Origin of the sequence: Paraburkholderia phenoliruptrix (genome assembly GCF_902859825.1) — a bacterium.
In the GTDB taxonomy this organism is placed as follows: domain Bacteria; phylum Pseudomonadota; class Gammaproteobacteria; order Burkholderiales; family Burkholderiaceae; genus Paraburkholderia; species Paraburkholderia phenoliruptrix.
The window spans coordinates 104,530-126,348 of sequence record NZ_CADIKB010000015.1 but is presented as its reverse complement, the minus strand read 5'-3'; the positions used below and the strand labels follow the sequence as shown (position 1 = coordinate 126,348).

Annotated in this window: 15 protein-coding genes; 4 read left to right on the top strand and 11 right to left on the bottom strand. The window is 66.7% G+C overall.

Going from position 1 to position 21,819, the window contains the following annotated elements; genetic code table 11:
* Positions 1-74: 74 nt before the first annotated feature.
* From HV711_RS17170 to recC, 3 genes are read right to left on the bottom strand one after another with little or no spacing between them, the layout of a single operon-like run.
* Entirely contained in the window at positions 75-2,504 is a 2,430-nt protein-coding gene (locus tag HV711_RS17170) for an AAA family ATPase (RefSeq protein WP_051223986.1), read from the bottom strand.
* Entirely contained in the window at positions 2,501-6,205 is a 3,705-nt protein-coding gene (gene recB / locus HV711_RS17165) for an exodeoxyribonuclease V subunit beta (RefSeq protein WP_035478701.1), read from the bottom strand. Before recB ends, HV711_RS17170 begins: the two co-directional genes overlap by 4 nt.
* Positions 6,202-9,588, bottom strand: coding sequence for an exodeoxyribonuclease V subunit gamma (gene recC, locus HV711_RS17160; protein WP_035478700.1), 3,387 nt, complete (start codon positions 9,586-9,588; stop codon positions 6,202-6,204). The genes recB and recC overlap by 4 nt, the downstream gene beginning before the upstream one ends.
* 260 nt (positions 9,589-9,848) lie before the next feature.
* On the opposite strand from recC, the gene HV711_RS17155 reads away from it, so the two are divergent.
* A complete protein-coding gene (locus HV711_RS17155; protein WP_035478699.1) occupies positions 9,849-12,446 on the top strand; it encodes an FUSC family membrane protein in 2,598 nt (865 codons plus the stop codon).
* A 126-nt stretch (positions 12,447-12,572) separates the two neighbouring features.
* On the opposite strand, the gene HV711_RS17150 is transcribed toward HV711_RS17155, so the two are convergent.
* From HV711_RS17150 to HV711_RS17135, 4 genes are all read right to left on the bottom strand, one after another.
* On the bottom strand, positions 12,573-12,800 hold the full coding sequence (locus tag HV711_RS17150) for a hypothetical protein (protein ID WP_013588035.1): 228 nt from the start codon (positions 12,798-12,800) through the stop codon (positions 12,573-12,575).
* 134 nt (positions 12,801-12,934) lie between these two features.
* Positions 12,935-13,732, bottom strand: coding sequence for a DUF2182 domain-containing protein (locus HV711_RS17145; RefSeq protein WP_035478732.1), 798 nt, complete (start codon positions 13,730-13,732; stop codon positions 12,935-12,937).
* A 5-nt stretch (positions 13,733-13,737) separates the two neighbouring features.
* Complete coding sequence (locus tag HV711_RS17140) at positions 13,738-14,382, bottom strand: DUF1326 domain-containing protein (RefSeq protein WP_035478698.1); 645 nt, start codon at positions 14,380-14,382, stop codon at positions 13,738-13,740.
* 139 nt (positions 14,383-14,521) lie between these two features.
* Positions 14,522-14,989, bottom strand: coding sequence for an Lrp/AsnC family transcriptional regulator (locus HV711_RS17135; RefSeq protein WP_013588032.1), 468 nt, complete (start codon positions 14,987-14,989; stop codon positions 14,522-14,524).
* Positions 14,990-15,119: 130 nt separating this feature from the next.
* On the opposite strand from HV711_RS17135, the gene HV711_RS17130 reads away from it, so the two are divergent.
* Positions 15,120-15,788, top strand: a complete 669-nt coding sequence (locus tag HV711_RS17130; RefSeq protein WP_175145164.1) for a cysteine dioxygenase family protein — start codon at positions 15,120-15,122, stop codon at positions 15,786-15,788.
* Positions 15,789-15,899: 111 nt separating this feature from the next.
* Here HV711_RS17130 and HV711_RS17125 read toward each other — a convergent pair whose 3' ends face one another.
* The 4 genes from HV711_RS17125 to HV711_RS17110 all read right to left on the bottom strand — a co-directional run bounded on the left by HV711_RS17125 (position 15,900) and on the right by HV711_RS17110 (position 20,543).
* Complete coding sequence (locus HV711_RS17125; protein WP_028361067.1) at positions 15,900-18,551, bottom strand: mechanosensitive ion channel family protein; 2,652 nt, start codon at positions 18,549-18,551, stop codon at positions 15,900-15,902.
* A 122-nt stretch (positions 18,552-18,673) separates the two neighbouring features.
* Positions 18,674-19,321: an NAD(P)-dependent oxidoreductase gene (locus tag HV711_RS17120; RefSeq protein ID WP_013588029.1), complete on the bottom strand. Its 648-nt coding sequence runs from the start codon at positions 19,319-19,321 to the stop codon at positions 18,674-18,676.
* Between the two features lie 172 nt (positions 19,322-19,493).
* Positions 19,494-19,949 (bottom strand): Rrf2 family transcriptional regulator, encoded by a 456-nt coding sequence (locus HV711_RS17115; protein ID WP_035478697.1) that lies wholly within the window; start codon positions 19,947-19,949, stop codon positions 19,494-19,496.
* Between the two features lie 117 nt (positions 19,950-20,066).
* Positions 20,067-20,543 carry a BCAL1086 family glycoprotein gene (locus tag HV711_RS17110; protein ID WP_035478727.1) on the bottom strand — a complete coding sequence of 159 codons (477 nt, stop codon included), beginning with the start codon at positions 20,541-20,543 and terminating at the stop codon, positions 20,067-20,069.
* 229 nt (positions 20,544-20,772) lie between these two features.
* Between HV711_RS17110 and HV711_RS17105 the strand changes: the two genes are divergently transcribed.
* Together HV711_RS17105 and HV711_RS17100 are read left to right on the top strand one after the other, a co-directional pair.
* A complete protein-coding gene (locus HV711_RS17105; RefSeq protein ID WP_013588026.1) occupies positions 20,773-21,354 on the top strand; it encodes a DJ-1/PfpI family protein in 582 nt (193 codons plus the stop codon).
* 128 nt (positions 21,355-21,482) lie between these two features.
* Positions 21,483-21,809: a hypothetical protein gene (locus HV711_RS17100; protein ID WP_035478696.1), complete on the top strand. Its 327-nt coding sequence runs from the start codon at positions 21,483-21,485 to the stop codon at positions 21,807-21,809.
* Positions 21,810-21,819: the final 10 nt, after the last annotated feature.

Below are 21,819 nucleotides of genomic sequence, written 5' to 3'. Positions count from 1 at the left end.
CGCCATCAAGCTGCGGGCGGCGGGAAGTCCCCGCGCAGCCGTTCACGCATGGCGTCCCGTCGCCTCACGTCGCCTCACCTCGCTTTCCGTGCGCGGGCGTCCGCGCCCCAACGGCCACGCGATGCCTCCGCGATTCTCGCGGCGAGACCCGAGTCGCGCTGTGTGGGCGTCGTGATCGCCTGAGCCAGTACAGCGCGCGCGCCGATCACCTCCACACGCTCACGAGCGCGCGTGATCGCCGTGTACACGAGTTCACGCGACAACACTCTGCTGAATGTCGACGGCAGCACCAACACCGCATGCTCGAATTCGGAGCCTTGCGACTTGTGAACCGTCAGCGCAAACGCGGTGTCGTGCGGCGGCAGCGCGGCCGGCGACACGGCGCGCAGACTGCCGTCGCCGGTACGAAAGTAGACCCGCAGCACGCCGCCCGCGCCGGGCAGTGCAATGCCGATGTCGCCGTTGAAGAGCCCCAGCGCATAGTCGTTGCGCGTGACCATGACGGGCCGCCCGGCGAACCACTGCGCGCCGACCGCGAGCGTAACGCCCGCCGCGCGCCGCACTTGCGCCGCCATCAGCGCGTTGATCTGATCGACGCCGCGCGGGCCGGAGCGGGTCGCGCACAGGACGCGGAAACGATTGAGCCCGTCGAAAAGCGGCGTGGGATCCGGCGTCGCCCCGGCCAGCGCGGCAGCCAGCGCATTCGCGTAGGGCGCGAAGCCGGCGGCGAGGCGCTCGACGGTGCGCTCGGCCAGCGTAGGGTGCGCGTCGTCGTGAAGCTCGGCGGCGTGTCGAGTGGCGTCGGCGAGCAGCACCTCGAGTGCGGCGCTCGCCGCGCCATGGCGAATCGCCAGCGAAAGGCGGCCAATTGGAGATTCGAGCCCGAATCGATAGTTGCGCTCCAGCCAGACGACGCAATCCGCGAGTGGGCTTGGCGGCTGGTGCGGCGGCGGGCTCGCGGCGGGGCTGGGGCTGGGGCTGGCGCCCGCGCTCGCGTTGACGGGGGGGTTGGCGACGTTGACGTTGACGTTGACGTTGACGTTGACGTTGACGTTGGCGTTGGCGTTGACGTTGGCGTTGGCGTTGACGTTGGCGTTGGCGTTGGCGTTGGCGTTGGCGTCGGCGTCGAAGAGGTCGGCGTTGCGTGCTGCGTCGAGCGCCTCGGCCGCGTCGGATTTGGCGAACAGGTCGTCGGACGGACTGTCGGAACGGCGCGGATCGGCGGCGTCATCTTGCCGGGAGCGCTCGGCCCATGCGTCCTGAGCGTGCCCGACACGTGGCAGCGCCTGCGTGAACCGCGCCTCGTCGATACCCAGAGCGCCTGCAATTCGCTGTACGCCCGGCATCGTGAACGCAGGCCGCGCGCTTAGTTCCGCGAACACGGCACCGGCCTCCACGGCTGCAAGCTGGTCCTTGTCACCGAGCATCACGAGCCGCGTGTGCGGCGCAATGGCATCGAGCAGGTGCGCGGCCATCGCGACGTCAATCATCGACGCCTCGTCGATCACCACGACGTCGTAAGGCAACGGGTTATCCCGATGATGCCGGAAGCGCCCGCCCGGCCCAGACCCGAGCAGACGATGCAACGTGTAGGAAGTCTGCGGCAAACGCGCGGCGAGCTCCGGCGGCAGATCGCCGGCGCGCGCGAGCAAGGCTTCCTGCATGCGCTGCGCAGCCTTGCCGGTGGGCGCGGCGAGCGCGATTCGCAGATCGGCGCGCGCATCCAGCAGGCACGCGAGCACACCGACGACGGTCGTCGTCTTACCGGTGCCCGGACCGCCGCTCACGATCGTGAGCCGGCCCCACAGCGCCACGACCGCGGCCACGCGCTGCCAGTCCACCTCGTCGTCCTTTAGTGGGCCGAAGTAGCGTAGCAGCCGCTGGTGCAGCGTTTGTGTGGCATTGGCGTCGGCTTCGGCGTTGCGTTCGGCGCTCGCGCGCGCCGCCTCCTGGCCGGCAACGCCGCCCTCCGCGCCTCCCGCGCCCGCCATCCGCTCCCGCCGCTCCCCCGCGACGTTGCCGGCACGCCCGGTCAGCCGCTCCGCCGCGACCTCCGGCCCGCCCTGAACCGCGCTCGCCCCCGCATGCGCGACCAGCGCCCGCGCGAGACGCCGTTCGTAATCGTAGTAACGCGCGAGATACAAGCGCCCTTGTCCGTCGATCACGAGCGGCCGCAACGCCGCGGCGGTGTACGCACCATCGCTCGCCATGCCGCTCGCGAACAGCGCGGCGCGAACCTCGGCGGCAGACGCGTCGAAACGATGTGCGAGCGCCCCGAGCGGCACACACACGTGCCCTTCCGCCGTCGCGCGGCTCGCCGCGAAAGCCGCGCGCGCCGCCCATTTCACCGCCTCGCCCGACGCCCCCGCGCGTCGTGCCAATGCGCCGATGCGGCGCGCGAATCCCTCCGCGAGCGCAATGCTGAAATCAGCCGGCGCGGGCAGATTGACCCCGATGTCCTCGAGTTGCAGTGGCGCGGCTGGCGCCTGATCGAACGTGCTCATACGCCACCTCCGATCATCGCCGCGTCGAGCAACGCAACCAGCTCGAATGCTGGCCGTCTGGCGTGCACGCCGGCCGCCGCGTCGGCGTCGCGCCAGTGCGGACGCACGCCGCGCACGAACAGATACAGGTATCCGCCGATATGCGTCTCGTACGAGTAGTCGCGCACGCGGGTCTTCAGATAGCGGTGCAGCGCGACGGTATAAAGCAGCGCCTGCAGGTGGTACGCGTGGCTCGCCATCGCCGCTTCGAGCGGCGCGGCGCCGTAATCTTGCGCGGTATCGCCCAGATGGTTCGACTTCCAGTCGACGATCCAGAAACGCCCGTCGTGCTCGACGATCATGTCGATGAATCCTTTGGCGAAACCGCGCAGCCCCCCCGGCTCGAGCGCGACATCGGGATAGCCGTGCTCGACGAGCAACCCACGCAGCGCGGCAAAATCGAGCGATGGAGCGGCGAACAGAAATTCCAGTTCGTTCAGACGCCGCCGCCGATCCAGCTGCCCGAGCGTCATGCCGGGCACGAGTTCGGTGCTGACGACATCCGCGAGCAGCTTGTGCATCATCGCCGGCAACCGCGGAGCCAGTTCAGGCGACGCCGGCGCGGGACGCTCGCGCAGCGCACCGCGAATCGCATCCGGCCAGCTTTGCGGATCGCTGAAATCTGCGAGTTCGAACATTCGATGCAGGCACTCGCCCGCCGCCGCTCCGCGCGGGAACGCCAGTATGTCGTCCGCGGCAAGCGACGAGATCTGCGCCGCAGGCGCTAAGAGGGGCTGCGGCGTCACGACCAGCGCATCGGCTATTTCGTCGTGATCGGGGCGCACTTCTTCCACTGCGGGCTGCGCTTCCTCGGCCTTGCTGCCTGCAGCGATCAGACCGCTGAAACTCGCCATGCGCCACTGATCCCGCAAGGGCCGGCGATGCGTCCGCGCGCGCTTTTCCGCGCCGCGGTCCTGCATGCTCTCAAGCGGCTGGCGGCGCTCCACCTTCGGCAGCGGCTGCACGGCTAGCGGACCGCCGGCCAGCGCCTGCCAGCGCGAAGACAACTCCGCTTCGCCGGGCGGCTCCGCGAGCCAGTCGTCGAAGTCATGGCCCGCGCCGGCCACGAGCCAGTTCAACACGCTGCGCCGCGACTCCTTCGTCGAGCGCGACGACTGATACGTGCCCGCGACGAGATAACAGCGGTAGACGGCGCGCGTCAGCGCCACGTAGACGAGCCGCGCCCGCTCGGCCGCCTGCTCGCGAGTGGCGTGACGCGCGGCGCGTTCCGCCTCTTCGTCGTCGCAACCGTAGTGCAGCACCGCGTCGCCGCATGGATCGTGATACTCGCGTGCGTTCGGCAAAGCCGACGAGGGCGGCTCGCGCAATCCGCCGTCGTTGAGGAACGGACAGAACACGACTGCATATTCCAGCCCCTTCGACTTGTGCACGGTAACGATCTGCACCAGATTGCGATCGGACTCGAGCCGCAGTTGCGCTTCTTCGCCGCCGCCCTGGGCACGCTGCGCGGCGAGCCAGCGCAAGGTCGGCGCGATGCCCTGATGCGTGGCCGCGCGCGCCTGCACGAGTTCCGCGAGGTGATTGACGTTGGTGAGGCGCCGCTCGCCGTCCGGCGCGGCGACAAGCCGTTGCGCGACCCGCAGTTCGCGCATCAGCGTGCGCCACATGACGGCAAAACCGCGCTCATGCCAGAGCGTGCGGTAGCGCGAAAAACGCTCGACCCAGCCCATCGCGTCGGCGGCATGTGCGGGGTCGTCGGCGACAGCGGGCGCGTCCGCGGTCTGTTCAAGACGCCAGAGCGCGGCGGCGTCGAGCCCGAGCCAGTCAGTTGCGAGGGCGGCGCGCAAGCGGCGCAAGTCGCCCGGTGTATCGACAGCGGCCAGCACGCGCTCGATCTGCTCCGCGTCGAGCGTTGCAAACACCGAGGCCTGCGCGAGCTCGACGCTGCCGACGCCCCACGCCGCCAGCACCCGTTTGATGAGACTGCCCTGCTTGTGCGTCTGTACGAGCACCGCGATATTGCCCGGCGCAAGCGGCGCGTCGCCGATCGTCACCGTGCCCTCGCGGGCGCCGCGCAGAAGCCGCACGATCTCGGCCGCGCACGCCTCGCTCGCTTCGCGCTGCGCCTCGCGCTTGGTCAGCGCGGTTTCGCCTGGCGGCAGCATCCAGATGCGGAAGTCGCCCGCGCCAGCGCCGCCGTCGGGATCGAAGAAAGGCGCTCTGCGCCGCTCGCCGGCGCGCACCGGCTGATAGTCGAGCCCGTCCAGCACGAAGGCCTGCGGATTCGCTTCGAAGATACGATTGCAAGCCTCCACGATCGGCGCCGTGGAACGCTGGTTCACGGCGAGCGTATAGCGCGCCGAAGCGGAGGCCCGCGCCGCCAGATACGTGTGCAGGTCGGCTGCGCGGAAACTGTAGATGGCCTGCTTCGGATCGCCGACCAGAAATAGCGGCCCCGCCGGCGCAAAAATGCGGCTGAAGATGGCGAACTGCAGCGGATCCGTGTCCTGGAACTCGTCGATCAACGCGGCGGGATAACGCGCGCGCAACGCGTCCGCGAGCCACGGGTGCGCGGCAAGAGCCCAGTACAGGTTCGACAGCAGATCATCGAACGACACCACGCGGCGCGTGCGCTTGCGTGCCGCCAGTTCGGCGGGTGCATAGTCGAGCCAGCTCTGCATCAGCGCGAGCCAGCGAGCGCGATGCGCCGCTTCGGCCGCGACCACGGCGGCACTCAGCGCTTCGGCGTGCTCGAAAAACGCGTGCTCCGGCGGATCGAACTTGACTTTGGTCGCCTTCTTCAGCGCCGAAGCCGTCAATTTCAGCGCGGCCCGCGGCGGCGGCGCATGGCAATCGCCTTGCGCGAAATACTCGGTCCATGCGGCAATCGCGGCGCTTACATGGTCGGGCTTGTGTGTGGTCTTGCTGAGGCGGTCCTCGGCCTCCGCGAGCAGGCTGACAATGGCATCGCGCTCTGCATGCCACAGCTCGCACGCGACGTCGAAACTGGTTTGCGGATCAGCGCCCGTCTGCGCGCCCGTGTTGCCCCAGCGCAATTGGGCGAGCGGCTTTTTCAGGCGCCGCGCGAGCTGTTCGTCGAGCGACGCGGGGCCGGCGCGTTTGCCCACCAGCCACGCGGCGAATGCGGGATGCGCATGCGCAACAGGCTCGATTTGCTCGCGCCAGAAATCGGCGGCCATTTCGAAGCGTAACGCGGCGTCGTCGGCTTCCATTTCGAAGGCAAACGGCATAGCCGCTGCGAACGGCGCCTCCTGCAGCGCGCGCTGGCAGAACGCGTGAATGGTGTGAATCGCCGCCTGATCGAACGTGCGCAGCGCCCGCCGCACCACCTTCAGCGCGGCCTCGCGGTCGATGCCGCGCTCCGGCGCGAGCGTCGTTTCGAAGAGCCGGCGGATGAAGGGGTCGCCGCCGTCGTCATCGAGTTCAATTGCGCGATGCAGCTCGGCAAGCCGTCCGCGAATGCGCTCATGCAGCTCGGCAGTCGCGGCCTTCGTAAACGTGACGACGAGAATCTGATCGGCATTCAGATTCTTTTCGAGCAGCAGCCGCACGTACAGCGCGCAGATGTTCCATGTTTTGCCGGTGCCCGCAGACGCCTCGATCTGATTGACGCCGTCGAGCGAACACGCGAAGACATCCAGTTCCGCGGCAGCCAGCGCATGACGATGCGGCGCGCTCATGACATGCTCCGCAGATGCTGCATCAACGGCTTGAACACAATCGACGCAAGGCTGCCGAACGGCTCGTCGAGCGTGAGAGGCGTGCCGCGCAGCGCAATGCGCAAGGCCGGGTCATCGGATTCGCCGCGCACGCGGTCGTTGATCCATACGCCTTGCGCCGCCGAGTCGCTCTCGCTTACCTTGGCCCACGCGCTCCTCGGGAAAAAGCGCAACGGCAGCCTGCGCCCCGCCCTGAAGAGCGCGGCCAGCGGCGCGAGTTCGTCGAGCGGCGCGGCCACCGGCGCAAACTCGAAGCGCTCGCCGCTGCCGTGCCACACGGTGCGGCGCGGTCCCCGCGGCAGCGCCGCGCAGTAGGCGAGATGCGCAAGCCACGCAGAGAGGTAGTCGCGCGCGGTGGGTTTGGCGTAGCGAAAGATCACCTGTCCGGTTTCCGTCAGCAGATTCAAGGCGCCGTGCAGTTGTAGCGGCGCTTCGGCGGCTTCACGAAGCGCCTCGTCATGAGGGCCGAAAAGTTCGCCCTCGATGTCCGCACGATCCGGCCAGCGCGGCACGACGTCGAGCACGAACGGCAGGCGCTCGACACCTGCGGCGACCTCGCCGCGCACACCGTCGGCCAGTTGCCGCAGCGCGCCCAGCTCTCGCGCGCGCCACACGGCGCCGGTCGCGCCGCCGGGCAGTTCCGGGCTTGCCTCGGCGAGGCGCCGCGCGCGCTCGAACGTAAGATCGTCTCCTTCGTTGCCGGCGTCGAGCAGCACGGGCAACAGACGTTCGGCCAGCGCATCGCGCCCCGCGTAGTCGAGCTCGAACGGCTCGGTGTCGAGCAGCTCGCCTTGCGCCTCGGACAGCACGATGCCCAGCCGGTCGCGCAGTAGCGCGCGCGCCGGATGACGCCAGAAGCGCACGAAGTCGTCGAATGCGACGGGCGCCGCATCTTCGGGCGGCAATGGCCGGTCGAAGAAAGGCGCGGCGCGGCTTTGCTGTGGCGTGGCCAGCAACGTAGCCAGCTCGGCGCGATCGGCGTCGTAGGTGAAGAGCTCGGGCTGGGCGGCGAAGTAGTCGGAGGCGAAGGCCTGCAGCGGGTGATCGACAATAAATGCACGGCGGGCGCGCTCGACCTCAGCAGGGCTCGCGCCCTCGCCCGCCGACACCTGCGCCAGATAGTCGAGCAGTTCGTCCACCAGCGCGGCCGGCGGCAACGGCGCGTTGTCGCGGATGCTGCGCCCGGTGTAAGCGATAAAGAGCCGGCTGCGGGCGGCGAGCAGCAGATCGAGAAACAGATTGCGCTCGTCGTCGCGGCGCTGACGGTCGCCCGCTTTGCCGAACGCGGCCATCAGGTCGAACTCGTCGGCCCGGGCGAGGCTCGGCAGTACGCCGTCGTCCATCCCGAGCAGACAGACAATGCGGTATGGCAAGCCGCGCAAGCTCGTCAGCGACGAGAACGTCACGCTGCCCCAAGGCACCCCGCCGCGCGCCGGATCGTCCAGCGCTTCGGTGAGAGCGCCACGCACGACCGCGGCGGGCAGGGTGACGTCATGCGCGCCGGCCTGCATGGCGTCGCCCATCTTGTCGATTGCATCGCGCACGCCGGCGAGCGACTCGGCAAACTCGACGCCGCCGTCGAAACACTGCGCCAGCGTTTCGAGCAGCAGTTGCGTCCAGTCGGCCGGCGTCTGTTCACTTGCGCAACGCGCGGCGAAGTTGTCGATATCGTCAACAAAGCGCGACAGACGGCCCAGCAGTTCGGCCTCCGAGCCGTCAGCGCCCTCGACCGGCAGCCATGCGTCCACCGGCTCGCCGCCGTCCGGCATCGCATAGCCGAGATACAGGCGAGTCAGCGCATCGGCGAACGTGTGGCGCGCCACCGGCACGTGTTCGCCGCTCGGCTCCGCAGGCGACAGCCCGCGCCGCGCACCGGCTGCGGCGAGCCACTCCTGGGCGGCTTCCAGCGAACCGGCGTCGATGCCGTAGCGCACGGCTACCGCATCGACGCGCAGCCACTCGACCAGATCGGGGGCACCGACACTGCGCTCGGGCAGAGCGAGCCAGTCGAGCAGCAGCCGCGCGACTGGATTGGCCTGCGAGGGCGGCAGGCCCGTGATCCGATACGGGATGCGGCGCGTGTCCCCAGCGGGCGTCGTGCCGAACACGGCGTCGATCAATGGACCGGCGGCGGCAAGATCCGACACGGCAACAAGAACGTCGGACGGCTGCAGATCGTCGAATTCGTCGAACCAGCCAAGCAGCCGGTCGTGCAGCACCTCGAGCTGCCGCGAGAGGCTGTGACAGACGTGAACTTCAATGCCCGGCTCCAGCGGCAACTCGTCCGCCTCCGCCTCCGAACGCAGATCGAGAATGCCGTTTTGCACGGCGGCGAGCCAGCTCGGTTCCGGATTCTCCGTGAAGTCGCCGGTCTCGGCTGAAGCCGCGCTTTCGGTGAGCTCGTGCAGCATGTGCAACTGCGCCTGCGTTTGACGCCCCCATTCCGCAAGGAGCGGGTGACCCACTTCCTGATAGTCGAGCTGACCGGCGGCGTCGAGCGCCTGCACGCGGCCTTCGCTCACCACGTCGAACCAGAACTCGCGGCACGGGTTCATGACATACAGACGCACGTCGACCCAACGCGACAGCGCGCGCAGCAGTGCAACGTGCAACGGCGGCATGGTGGGCAGCGCGAACACGCTGACCACTTCCGGCCAGTTCGCTTTCGCAATCGCGTCGAGATCCAGCGTGCCGATTTCGTCGAGAAAACGATAGGCGGGCGGCAGCGCGGCCGCGGGCGTGGGCGCGTTGCCGCCCAGCTCCGCCAATTCTGTAAGCACGGCGCGCCACAGCGCCGCCTGCCAGCGCTCGTCCTCGCGTGCTGCCTCGCTTGCGCCGACGAGGCGCGGGCCTGTGTCGTGCGCGGCACCGCTGGCGAAGATCGAACCGCCCTTTTGCCATTGCAACAGCCATTCGGGGCGATACGTCAGATAGTGGTCGAGCACGGTTGCCACGCGGCGCGCGAGCTCGTAGCGCATGGACGGATCGGCTGCGTCGAGATAGGTGCGCAGACGCGGCGATGCGTTCCACGGCACCGCGGAGTCTACGGCGCCGAGCAGCCGGTAGCAGCGCCACACGAGGCGGTCAGGCGCGAACGGCGAATGCCGCGGCACCTCGATCACGCCGCCGATTTGCGCCCACAGCCATTGCGCGAGATAGCCGAAGCTGACGTTCGCGCAAACGCCCTGACGCGCGGCGATGTCCAGCTCGAGCCGCCGCCGCACCGCGGCGCTGGGAACGATCACGGGCTGCGCGGTCCACGGGTCGGACGGCGCTTGCGCGAGGTCGTCGAGCAGCGCGCCGACAAGCGTTTCATAGCGGTTCGAGTAAAAAAGCTGGAGCATGGGTCCTGACGAGGCGGTGTGGCTTTGCCGCCTTCGCGAAGAACGCGCGAGCCGCGGCAGGGATTGAAGCGACAGCATAACAAAGCCGCTCGCCGCGCAGAACCTGGCCGAATGGACGAGGTCAGATCAGACGCAAAATCAGTTAGACTCGTCGGCAGTTTTTAGGCTGTCCGCGAGCTTGTGCCCGAGGTTCTGTCCGACCTTGTGCGCAACGTTGTGCCTTCAACCGCTTTTTGTCAGTGAATGAAATCAGGCAGTCGATGCGCTATTCGGTTGAAATAAAAAAATTCCTGTACAGCCAGTATTTTTATGGCGGCCTGCGCATCGCGGTCGGTGTGTCGTTACCGGCTGTGCTGTGCCTGATCGTCTTTCACAATCGTGAGCTCGGCTTCACGATTGCGACGGGCGCGCTCGGCGCATGCGTCGTCGACATGCCGGGGCCGCTCAAATACAAGCACAACGAGATGCTGGCGTGCTCGGTGATCGGTTTCCTCTCGGCGCTCGCCACGGGTCTTGCCACTGTGAACCCGGTCGCGCTCTGGTGCACGGTGGTCCCGCTCACGTTCCTCCTTTCGTTGATCGTCGTGTACGGCAACCGCTGGCCGCAGATCAGCTTTGCCACGCTGTTCATGATGATCATGACGCTGGAGGAGCACTTCACGCCGGTGCAGGCGCTCGTGAATGCGTCGTGGATCCTCGTGGGCGGTCTCTGGTACACGTACTGGTCCACTGCCGTGAGCCGCTGGATGATGCACCGCATCGAGCAGCAGGCCCTCGCCGAAAGCGTCTTTGCCTGCGCCGACTACCTGCTCGCGCGCGCAGCCTTTTATGACCTCGATAATGATCTCGACGAGTGCTATCGCAATCTCGTCGACAAGCAGATCGCCGCGGTGGACCGGCAGGACGCGGCGCGCGACATCGTGCTGCGCAATTTGCCGAAGCTCAAAAGCGGCAAACTGGAGCCGCGTCGCGCGATGCTGTTCAACCTGTTCATCAACACCGTCGATCTGCATGAGTTGTTCGTGGGCGCGCACACCGACTACCCGCTCGTGCGCAACACGTTTGGCGGCACGGATCTGCTGGTGTTCTACCGCGACCTCATTCGCAAGGCCGCCGCCGATCTGGAGGAGATCGGGCTCGCCGTTTTGCAGAACCATGCGCCGCGGGCGCGTGTGAACGTGAAGGCGGAGCTGCGCGCCATCGAGTTCGAAATCGAACTGATGCGCAAGCACGAGTTACCGGCGAAGAATCCCGAGGCCTATTCGGCTGTCTCGTCCACCTTCCGCCGCATCTGGAGCGCCACGCGTCTGATCGACAAGATGCGCAAGAGCCTGTCGAGCGAACCGGCCACCACGGAAACGGAACTGCGCCTCGACCAGGCGCTGAACCGCTTCGTCTCGAGCCGCCGCGTGCCGTTCGGCCAGATTTTCTCGAACCTGACCATGGCGTCGCCGAGCTTTCGTCACGCGCTGCGCGTGACGATCGCGGTGGCGGTCGGGTTCTGGCTCGGCCGCCTGCTGCCGCTCACCAACGCGTACTGGATCGTGATGACCACGGTCATCATTCTGAAGCCCGGCTACTCGCTCACCAAGCAGCGCAACGGGCAGCGGATAATCGGCACGTTGATCGGCTGCGCGGCCAGCATCGCGCTCATGGTCTTCGTGAAGGAGCCGCACATCCTGCTGGTGGTGATGTTCGCGTCCATGGTGATGAGCTACAGCCTGCTGCTGTTCAACTACACGGCAAGCGTGGTGTTCACTTCGTCCTATGTGCTGCTGATGTTCCATCTGCTCGCGCCGGGCAGCATGCGCATCATCGGCGAACGCGCGATCGATACCGTGGTGGGTTGCGCGATCGCGATCGCCGCAAGCCACCTCTTCCCTTACTGGGAATATCGTCTGATGGGCAAGCTGGTCAACAACGTGATCAGCGCAACGCGGCAGTTTCTGGAAGCGAGCTGGTGGTGGAGCGGCAAACCGGCCGCAGCCGTGGTCGCCACAGTGACGGAAGCAGGCGCGCGGGCGCCGGTCGCAGCCATGGCCGATCCGGCAATCGACTTCGCGAAGCCGGCGCCGGCTGCGTCGCGCGCGCCTGTGGCCGCCGGCGCTGCGACGGGCGATCAAGCCATCTCGCAAGCCAACGCGCTTTTCGCCATCAGCCTGGGTGCCGACGTTGAGCCCGCCGCGCATACAGCAGTGAATGCGGCAAAAAGCGCGGCAACGAGCCCGGCAAAAAGCGTAGCAACAAGCGGAGCAACAAATCGAGCAACAAGCGCCGCGCCGGTGGCGCCCCTCACCACGAACGGTAACGCGACGACGAAGCCCGTCGCCGGCGCCTCCCCCGCTGCCGCGGCCGCCGCGACCGCGCTCGATCGCGATTATCGCTACCGCCTCGCGCGCAAAAATGTGCACGTCGCGTTCGCGAATCTGGGCCAGGCCTTCCAGCGGATGATGCTCGAACCGAAATCAGCGCAGAAGTTCGTGCCCGAGCTGAACGGCTTGCTCGTGCGCAGCCATGTGCTCGCGTCGCAGATCACGGCGGCCGCGCCGCTCCTGCGCACGTCCGCCCAACAGCCGGACAGCGTGTCGCTGCAGCCGCTGCAACGCGCATTGAGCCTCGTGCGCGATAACCTCACCGAGGCCGAGGCGGGCACTGCGCCGCCCGCCGACCAGCCGGAGCAGATCAAACAGCTCACGCGCGAACTCGATACGATGGTGGTCGAGGCCGAGAAGTCGCAAGACTATTCGGCGGATGCGGTGCACGACATGAAGTTGCTCGCGCATCAATGCAAGCAGATGCTGGCGGCTGCGGCGCTGATTCGCAAAGACGCGAGTGTGATTCGCCTGCCTGATGAATGACGCGGTGGCGGCGCATGGGCCCGGCCCTCCGCAGGTCCCGCGAGGTCCCTGCCATGTCCCCGCACCTGGTCGCGCAGCAGGTGTCACCCACATCGCAGGCACTCATACAACGCGACGGCTACCAGTTCACTGCGCGCTGCCGCTTGCGGGTTTCGCAGCGGTAGCAGCGGCGCTCGTCGCCGTGACCGCAGCCGCGCCCGACGAGAGGGACGTCGTCTGCGCGTTCTCGCTGTCGAATTCGCGCTTTTCCTTAATCGCGTTGTACAGCAGCGTGGCAATAACCAGCAGTACCGCGACGACGATAAATACGGCAATGCCGAAGGTCGGGTTTTTCTTGCGCGGCGGTTTGTTCATGAGACGGCTCGGATCGCGAGGCAATCGCGGAAGATAGCGGAGAAGGCGGCATTCTACGCCGGGACGCCTTGCACTCGCCTTGCAGTCGGCAGCGCCACACTACCTCGAGTGAAACGGCGCAAAAGGCCGCGCGGTCACACGAGCAGCGTGGCGACTGCCCAGGCGATCAGCACGACGCCCAGCAAGCGGCCCGCTTGCTCGCCCCGCGGCGCGAGTTTTTCCACCAGCACGACGACGGACAGCGCGGCGATCCAGGCGAGATTCATGACGCCGCCGACAAACAACAGCGTCATCAGCAGCCAGCAGCAGCCGACGCAGTAGAACCCATGACGCACGCCGAGCAGAAAGCTGCCCGCGAGGCCCGGCCGCCAATACGCGGTAAGAAAGGCGACGGGTGCGCGGCATTGCCTGAGGCAGGCGCGCTTGAGCGGCGAAAACTGGTAGAAACCGGCCACGGCGAGAAAGCAGGCGGACAACGGTGCACTCTTCGACCACAGCATCATGTCGGAAACAAGACCGGTGGGTTGCAGCACCTGCTGCAAGATGGCCGCGAGAATCGAGAATGCCAGCCATGCCGTCAGATAGCCGGCGAAGAGAAAGAGCGATGGAATCGCAGAATGGGTTGCGGCCGGCTCGTGATGCCGCAACACGCGTCGATATAGCAGAATGAGCGGCGCCGCGCCCGGCGTCATCATCGCGATCATCATGGTCCACCACATGAGGATCGCCGCGGACATCGTCGTCTCCATACCGCCGGCACCATCCTTCAGGCGATGCGGGAACAGCGTGAGCGCCGTCATATCCAGTGCGGACATGCCGGTGCCTGCGCCCGTCCATAGATACAGCCATGACCAGCCGACGACCGCGACGAGACCGAGCGCGGTGACGACGCGCTCGTTTCCGAGGACCTTCTCGATCGGGATGCCGCGCATGTTGCTCACGCGGCAGCGCGATGGCGGATCAGTCCTTTGTTATTCATGTGCAGCCGCGCAAATTGTGCGTACGTGCCCTTGAGATCCAGCGCGATGTTGCCTTGCGAGCGAGCCGTGCCGGAGCCGACCTCCGCGAGTTCGTATTCGAAGCCGTTCGGCAAATCGATCCGCACGCGGTGCTCCTCGCCGGTCACCGCATTGCGAAGCGGTTCGCCGACGACATCGAACACGCCCTCGACATGAATGCGGCCGCGTCTTGCATCGACATCCGCGTCGAAGTCGATCCTCGTGAAAATCGGCTCGAACGCAAGCTCGATCGTGGAAGCGAACACGGCAAACATGGTGGCGAACGGTTCGGTGTCCTGCCCCGTCATGACCTTCAGGAGACCTTCGCGTTGCTGCGCACCGGCGCGTTCGTCGACGATCGGCTGGCACTTGCCCTTGCCCTCGTGAATCTGCCCGGGCCATTGGAACACCACCGCGAGGTTCAGACCGTCGAGCCGCACATCGCCGTAATATCCGTTGCTGATCGAGATCGCACCCATCGCTTCGCAAAAGCCGTGGGTGGGCGGCGCGCTGAACTGACACGGGCATCCGTATGAGCAATTGCAGGTGATGAGTTCCGTGCCTTGGATTTCCCAGGGAGTCATAGCTGTCCTCCTTCTGCGCCGCGACGAGCAGGCGCTTCGAATTGAGTCTATGCGAGGGCCGAGGGAAGTCAATGCACGTGGGGAAGACGCTGAGCGGCTTCGAACGCTGCCCCCGGACAGCACCTGCGCCGATCCGCGCTCACACGCTATAGCGCACCGGCAGCGCCGTCGAATACTTGATCTGCTCCATTGCGAAGCTCGAACTCACGTCGTACAACGGCACCGCGGCGATCAACAGTTTGTACACGCGGTCATAGTCGTCGATGTCGGAGACCACCACGCGCAGCAGATAATCCGTCTCGCCGCTCATCCGGTAGACCTCGACCACCTCGGGAATGTCCTGCACCGCCTGCGTGAAGGTTTGCGCCCACGCCTGCGTATGCTGGTTCGTCCGCACGGCAACGAACACGGTGGTACCCACCCCCAGCTTGCGCGCATCGCACAGCGCCACCTGCGCGCGGATCACGCCGGCTTCCTTGAGCCGCTGCAGCCGCTTCCAGCATGGCGTTTGCGACAGATTCACGCGCTGCGCCAGTTCGGCAATCGGCATGGTCGCGTCTTCCTGCAACAGCTCGAGCAACTTACGGTCGATGATATCCATTCCCATCGTCTCACCCCTTTAGCAAATTTTTCTACTTTTCAGATTGATGAGGGAATTATATGGAAACTCTTTCTCCGGACAAAACGGTATAAATCCCAGACCGAAAAAACGCGGCACTGCCTGCCGTTCAAAGACCGTGGACCACAACGCCGATTCCTCCGCCCGCCTCCTGAACCCGAACCTGGCCGACCTGAGCCAACCTCGCGCCCAAGCTGCCGGCCAGCCCGGCGACAAACGCGACGTGGTGCCGCGGGCCGTGCAGCACGCGCCTCTAGTCCGGCTGTGCAATGCACTCGACGCGATGTTCGAAGCCTGCGGCCATTTGCCCGAGCCTTCGCATTCGGGCGTCTTCGCCCGCAGCATGCGAGTCGCGCTCCAGGAAGCCGCCGCCCACGCCGCGCTGCTCACGCCCGCGCAACGCGAAGGATCGCTGCAAACCTACCGGCGTCATCTACTCGCCGCCGACCGCCAGGGCCGCTATGCAATCGCCGCGCTGGTCTGGCTGCCGGGCCAGGCGAGCCCCGTGCATGCTCATCACACGTGGTGCGGCTACGCAGTGCTCGACGGCACGTTGAGCGAAACGGTTTTCGAGTGGAACGACCCGGAGCAATGCGCGAGCGCCGCGCGCACGCAAGCGCGCGAGCGCGGCGCGGTGTCGTTCGTGCGAAGCGGCCGCGGCAGCATTCATCGGCTGGGGAATGCCAGCGATGCACCCGCTGTTTCGTTGCACGTCTACGGGGTGCCTGGCCCGCAGATCGGCAGCCATGTGAACGACGTGGTGCCGGTCGCCCAGGCGTTCGCCTGAGCGCGGCTCAGCGCCAGGAGCGCGGGCCCGAGAGTAACGTCACCGCCCGAGAGCCTGTCCTCGCGGACTGCCTTCAACGGCGCCCTTTGCCGACCGCCTTCACCCCAATCCTCAACTTTTGCCCTCGCCTGCCGTCGGAACCTGCGGCGGAATAGGCGCGGTCTGCGCGGTCGGCGGCGGCGCCGGACGCGGTTCATGCGACACGTCGCGCGCCATCGCGACAGGCGCATGCGAACCCCGCATCGGCACGGCTTTCTCCGCATGCGGGCGCGCATGCCCGTGCTCGTGGCCATGCTCGTGTGCCGCCATCTCGGCCATGTCGTCCTGCCAGGGCTGCCCCTCGCTATCTTTCGACGACGTGTACAGGCGCATTTGCGGCACCGGAATCTCGACGCCGGCTTCGTCCATCTTGCGCTTGAGCCGCAGGTTGAACGCGCGCGCCACGCTCCATTGCTGCAGCGGCCGCGTCTTGATCTGCCCCTTCACGACCATCCAGTTCGGATCGAACCGGTCGAGGCCCCACACCTCGATCGGCCCGAGCATCTCGCGCCGGTAGCGGAAGTCGGCCATCAGCTCGGCGCCGACTTCGCGGATCATCTGCGTGATCTGGTCGACGTCGGTTGAAAACGACATGCGTACTTCGAACACGGCGTAGGCAAAGTCGCGCGACAGGTTCTTCACGATCTTGATCTGCGAGAACGGAATGGCGTGGATCGCGCCCTGACCGTCGCGCAGCCGCACGGTACGAATGGACAGATGCTCAACCGTGCCGGCATGGCCGCCGTCCACGTCGATCCAGTCGCCGACCGAAATGGTGTCTTCGATGATGATGAAAAGCCCTGTGATCAGGTCGGTCACGAGCGACTGCGCGCCGAAACCGATCGCCAGACCGATTACGCCCGCGCCCGCCAGTAGCGGCGTCACGTTGATGCCGAGATTCGCCGCCGTGACGATGCCCGCGATCGTCATGATGCTGACGAGCAGCACGTTGCGCACGAGCGGCAACATGGTGCGCGCCCGCGTGCTCGGGTTGCGCGACTTGTTGCGCGCGCTGCCGGGATTGAGCGCCTCGGTGATCGCCGTGTCGACGAGGATCCAGAGCAGCCACGCAATGAACACGGTCGCGACGATCGCCGTCACGGCATGGGCGATACCGCGCGCCGCGACGTTTTCCTCCACGACCGCGGCAAGCGACACGCCCCACAAGCGCGCCGCCAGTTCGAAGAAAAACAGCCAGATGAACAGCGTCAGCAGCGTGCCGCAAAAGCGCAACAGGCGCGTGAGATACGGCGAGCGGCGCCGCGCGCGCGGACTGCGCGGGCGCGTCATGCGCAGGACAATGGCCGACAGGAAAAACGCGAGCACGAGCAGCAGCGCGGTCACCACCGAGATCTGCAGCACGTTTTCGCTCGACCCGGAGCCGCCGAGCGTCGCGACCACCGACGCCGTCGCCAGCACCAGAACCGGCACGTGCCAGAGCGCGGCGAGCACGTCGAAGGCATCGGTCGCGGCCTTGTGGTCGTTGCGCTGCTCGTAGGGCCGGTTGCGGATCAGATGCGCGACCGGCCGGCGGAACGCAAGCGCGAAGTAGCCGGCGAGCACGGCGGCCGTCATGTTGGCCGCCGTCGAAATCAGCGCGGCCAGGTTGGTGCCGAGTTGATGCGCCACGTCGTAATTGACGGCGGCATCGCCGAGCGCGCCGAATACGCCGACCGCGAACAGGAGGCGCCGCGCGTGATCGATCAGCAGACGCACCGCGATACGCCGGTGCCCCGAGCCGAACAGCGAAAACATGATGAGGCAGATCGCCGAAAACACCGCGCCCGCGACGATCGCATACGCGACCACCATGCCGAGCGTGCGGCCGAGCGCATCCGGCATCGCGCGCACGAACAGGAGGGCGGCAACGAAGGCGATGATCCACGGTCCCACGCGCCGCAGCGCGAACACCAGCAGCTCGCGTGTGGTCGGGTTCGGATTCAGCCCCATCACGATGCCGAGGCGCCGGTAGAGCCGGTGCTGCACGTAGATCAGCGCGGCGGCGCATGCGCCCCAGCCGGCCAGCATCGCGAACATCGAAAGAAGAATGCGGCCGAGGCTCTCGTGGCCCTGGCCCGAAATGATCGTATACAGCTCGTTGCCCGCCGCGTTGAAGCGGCCGCCCCAGTAGCGCACGGGCGTGCGGCCCTCGTGCACGTCGGATTCGAACGACGCGATGCCGGAGGCGATCGCGCCCAGCAAGCCGGGGCTCGGCTGCGCGGGCGGAGGTGCGAGCGGGCCGACGGTTCGCGACACGTCGCGCAGCTTTTTCAGTTGGGCGACGAGCGCGGTGCGCTGGCGGTCGTTGTCGAGCGTGGCGATCACGCTGTCGAGCGAACGCGCAATTTCAGCCTGACTTGCCGGCGACGGCGCGGACGCCGCCTCCGCAGCGGACGCGCCGGAGGCGTCCGAAGCGGGCGCGACTGTCGCGCTGTTGATGAGGCTCTGCAACGCCGGAATGACTGGCGTGCTGGTGGGCGCGCTCGCGCCAGTGCCGGCGGCGTGCGCGCCGAGGGGCAGCCAGGCGGCACAGACGACAAGGGCAATGCAGAGGGCGACCGGCGAGGCGCTGGAACCGCGCGTGCGACGCGCACGCGCGCCGGCGCCGCGACAGAGCAGCGCTCTGAGGTTTGCCAGAAAACGAAGAAATGCAGCGTGAATCGAAGCGAACCCGCCGTTTGACGGCGCAGCCTCGGATTCACGCCGCGACGGGCATGACTGCATGGCGATCCGTGAGAAAACGGGAGACGCCAGTGTAGCCTCAGTTTGCGCGCCGGCAACCGGACATGCGTAACCGATTGTTAGGGCGCTTGCATGATTTCATGCCCGCGGCGCCCGCTCCCGCTTCAATAAGCAACCGTCGCAATTTGCCGGATGAATCGGCCCTGCTCCAGTTCGTCGACGAATGCGATTGCGTAATCTTCCGCGGAAATGCGGCTGTTGCCCTCTGCGTCGGCGATCAGCGAATTCGTGCCGGTGCGGAACTTGCCGGTGCGCTCGCCCGGCGCGATGAGCGCGGCCGGCGAAAAGAACGTCCAGTCGAGATCGGCCACGCCACGGTAGTCACCGAGCGCGTCGCGGTGCGCGAGCGCAACCGCCTTGTAGGCGTCCGGAAAGCCGTCGCTATCGACGAGCTGTTTGCCCGGCGCAACTTCGAGCGAACCCGCGCCGCCGACCACCACCAGCCGCTTCAGGCCCGCCGCCCGCACGCCCTCCACCAGCGCGTGCGTGGCCTTTGCGAGCGCACCCACGTCGCCGTGCGGCGGCGCATATGCGCTCGCGGCCACGTCGTGACCGCGCACCGCCGCGCCGACGCTTGCCGCGTCGAGCACATCGGCTTGCGCCGCCTTCAGGTTCGGCACGCCGGCCGGCACGCGCTCCGGGTTGCGCGCGAGCGCCGTGACCTGGTGTCCACGACGGGCCGCTTCCGCCGCGATCCGCGAGCCGATCATGCCGGTGGCGCCGAACAAGGCGATCTTCAACTGTTTGCTCATTTCCATGCTCCTGTCATCGTTTATATGTAACCATTTCGATTACATATTTAGGGAAAAAAGAGGGGCCGAAGCCCCGTGCGTCAATATCATCTATTCGCCGATGTTGCCTGCCGCTACGCCGTGCAAAGCCGTGCAAAGCCGACGCCCACGTCTTCGTTTCAAAGCACCCGCCTCACGCGTGCGACCGCCGCTTGCGCTCCCTCGCGCGCTCCGCGCGCTCGAGATCCGCAGTGGCGTCGGCCAGCGTGCGCCGAGCGAGCGACGCCTCCATGGCCTGCTGCGCTTCGTCGATGATGCCGCGCAAAACGACCTGGATATTGCGCCCGACCATGCACGCCGGATTCGGCTCCTCGCGATGAAGCGCGAAGAGCTGCGCGTCGTCCACGGCGCGGTACACGTCCAGCAGCGAAATCTGCTCCGGCGCGCGGGCCAGCAGCGCGCCGCCGCCCGCGCCGAGTTGCGAGGTGGTGAGGCCCGCTTCGGCCAGCATGATCAGAAGCCGCCGGATCAACGCGGGATTCGTATTCACGCTGCCCGCAATCATGTCCGACGAGAGCGGCGTGCCCTCTTGCAACGACAGCAGCGCGAGCACGTGCACCGCAAATGCAAACCGGCTACTCGTGTTCACGACAACCTGTCCTGCAACGACAATGTGTAACCATGGTAATTACATTTAATCCGGCTGTCAAACGGGAGGCGTGCACTGACCGACGCAACGCAGCGCGGCAGAGGATTCATACCCATCTCATTTGTCCATCTGCTTTTGCGCATCGCCGCCGTAGCTCGAGCCGGACGACGAAGCAGCCGCGCTCGTCGACGAAGCCGTGTTTTGCGCCGACCATTGCTGGAGCTTGCGCCCCGCGTTTTCAAGGCTCTGGCCAGTGAGCGACGCGGCTTTGCCGAGCTGTGCCTGCGCCGCGCTGGCGGCGTTCTGCAGATTGGCCTGCGCGCTGGAAGCGAGCGCATTCGGGTCGATCGTGACCGACGGCGCCGAGGCCGATTCGAGGTTCTGCTGGGCGGCGGATTGGGTCTCGTCGACCTTCTGGCCCACGTAGCTCGCGGCCTGATCGAGCTTCTGGGACGCAGCCTGCGCCGCGTCGTTGAGCTTGCCGGCAACCTGCCCAGCCGACGCGTCGTTCTTCTGGCACGCCGCAAGACCGCCGAAGACGAACAGCACCACGGCGGCACGGCGCAGCAACGGCGAACGGATGGATAAAGTCATCATGTGTGTTTGGACCGCCACGCGGCCTGACTGACGAAAACGCGCTCATCATACGCTGTTGCGGCTTGCTCCAGCTGGTTGCCGCTCTTTGCCGCGCAACGCTTTCATGCAGCATGGATCGGCACGGCCGCTGTGAGCGCCAGGTCGCGATTCCGTCAAAAGTTGTGCGGTAGACTGGCCGCGCGCAATCCAGCGTTCTGTGTTCCCTTGATCAACCCGGAGGCATACGATGGCGGCAAAAAAGATTCTGTTTCTCACCGGCGATTTCGCCGAGGATTACGAAACGATGGTGCCGTTTCAGGCGCTGCAGGCAGTCGGGCACGTGGTCGACGCGGTGTGCCCCGACCGCAAAGCCGGCGAGCGGATCAAGACGGCGATTCATGATTTCGAGGGCGATCAGACCTACACCGAAAAGCCGGGCCATCTGTTTGCGCTGAACGCGTCTTTCGACGACGCCGATCCGCGCCAGTACGATGCGCTCGCCATTGCCGGCGGGCGGGCGCCCGAGTATCTGCGGCTCAATCCGAAGGTGATCGACATCGTGCGGCAGTTCGCCGAAGCCGGCAAGCCTGTCGCCGCGATCTGTCACGCCGCGCAACTGCTGGCCGCCGCCGACGTGATCCGCGGCAAGCGCATTTCCGCCTACCCGGCCTGCGCGCCCGAAGTGAAGCTCGCGGGCGGCGACTATGCCGACATTCCCGTCGACGCCGCCATCACGGACGGCAACTTCGTGACGGCGCCCGCGTGGCCCGCCCATCCCGAATGGCTGCGTCAGTTCCTCGTTCTACTCGGCACGCGCATCGAGCTGTAAGACGGTTTTGAGCTGCTTCAAACGCCGCGCACGGCCATGCGAGGTGTGCGCGGCATTTGAGAGTCGTCCTATGGTTCGCGCCGGAGGGCGTTCCTATAGTCACAGGCTGACTTGGGGAACGCATTTCGATGGAACTGACCGACTGGATCGTCATTCTCGCCGTCACGTTGATGGCGATCGCATTTCGCTGCGCGCGCACGCCGGCCGGCTGGTCCCGCGAAAATCGCGCGCGGCGCCTCGCCGGCACGCGGCTGCTCGCGCAGGCGGCGTGCTCGGTATGGGCGGCGTCGCTGATCGTGGCGCGCTGCGTGTTCGCGCTCGACGGCCTGCTCGGCTTGCGCCCGACGCTTTACGAAGTGCTGATCGTGGTCGCCATCCTGCTCGCGTGCGGGTGCTACTGGTCGGTTCGCGGCCGGCAGCTGCTGAAATCGCGCCGCCTGTTCGTCTCCTGCTGACCGGCCTTGT

Coding starts and splice junctions, on each gene's coding strand:
- HV711_RS17170 (WP_051223986.1), bottom strand. CDS start 2,504: ATGAGCACGTTCGATCAGGCGCCAGCCGCGCCACTGCAACTCGAGGAC.
- recB (WP_035478701.1), bottom strand. CDS start 6,205: ATGAGCGCGCCGCATCGTCATGCGCTGGCTGCCGCGGAACTGGATGTC.
- recC (WP_035478700.1), bottom strand. CDS start 9,588: ATGCTCCAGCTTTTTTACTCGAACCGCTATGAAACGCTTGTCGGCGCG.
- HV711_RS17155 (WP_035478699.1), top strand. CDS start 9,849: ATGCGCTATTCGGTTGAAATAAAAAAATTCCTGTACAGCCAGTATTTT.
- HV711_RS17150 (WP_013588035.1), bottom strand. CDS start 12,800: ATGAACAAACCGCCGCGCAAGAAAAACCCGACCTTCGGCATTGCCGTA.
- HV711_RS17145 (WP_035478732.1), bottom strand. CDS start 13,732: ATGCGCGGCATCCCGATCGAGAAGGTCCTCGGAAACGAGCGCGTCGTC.
- HV711_RS17140 (WP_035478698.1), bottom strand. CDS start 14,382: ATGACTCCCTGGGAAATCCAAGGCACGGAACTCATCACCTGCAATTGC.
- HV711_RS17135 (WP_013588032.1), bottom strand. CDS start 14,989: ATGGGAATGGATATCATCGACCGTAAGTTGCTCGAGCTGTTGCAGGAA.
- HV711_RS17125 (WP_028361067.1), bottom strand. CDS start 18,551: ATGCAGTCATGCCCGTCGCGGCGTGAATCCGAGGCTGCGCCGTCAAAC.
- HV711_RS17120 (WP_013588029.1), bottom strand. CDS start 19,321: ATGAGCAAACAGTTGAAGATCGCCTTGTTCGGCGCCACCGGCATGATC.
- HV711_RS17110 (WP_035478727.1), bottom strand. CDS start 20,543: ATGACTTTATCCATCCGTTCGCCGTTGCTGCGCCGTGCCGCCGTGGTG.
- HV711_RS17105 (WP_013588026.1), top strand. CDS start 20,773: ATGGCGGCAAAAAAGATTCTGTTTCTCACCGGCGATTTCGCCGAGGAT.
- HV711_RS17100 (WP_035478696.1), top strand. CDS start 21,483: ATGGAACTGACCGACTGGATCGTCATTCTCGCCGTCACGTTGATGGCG.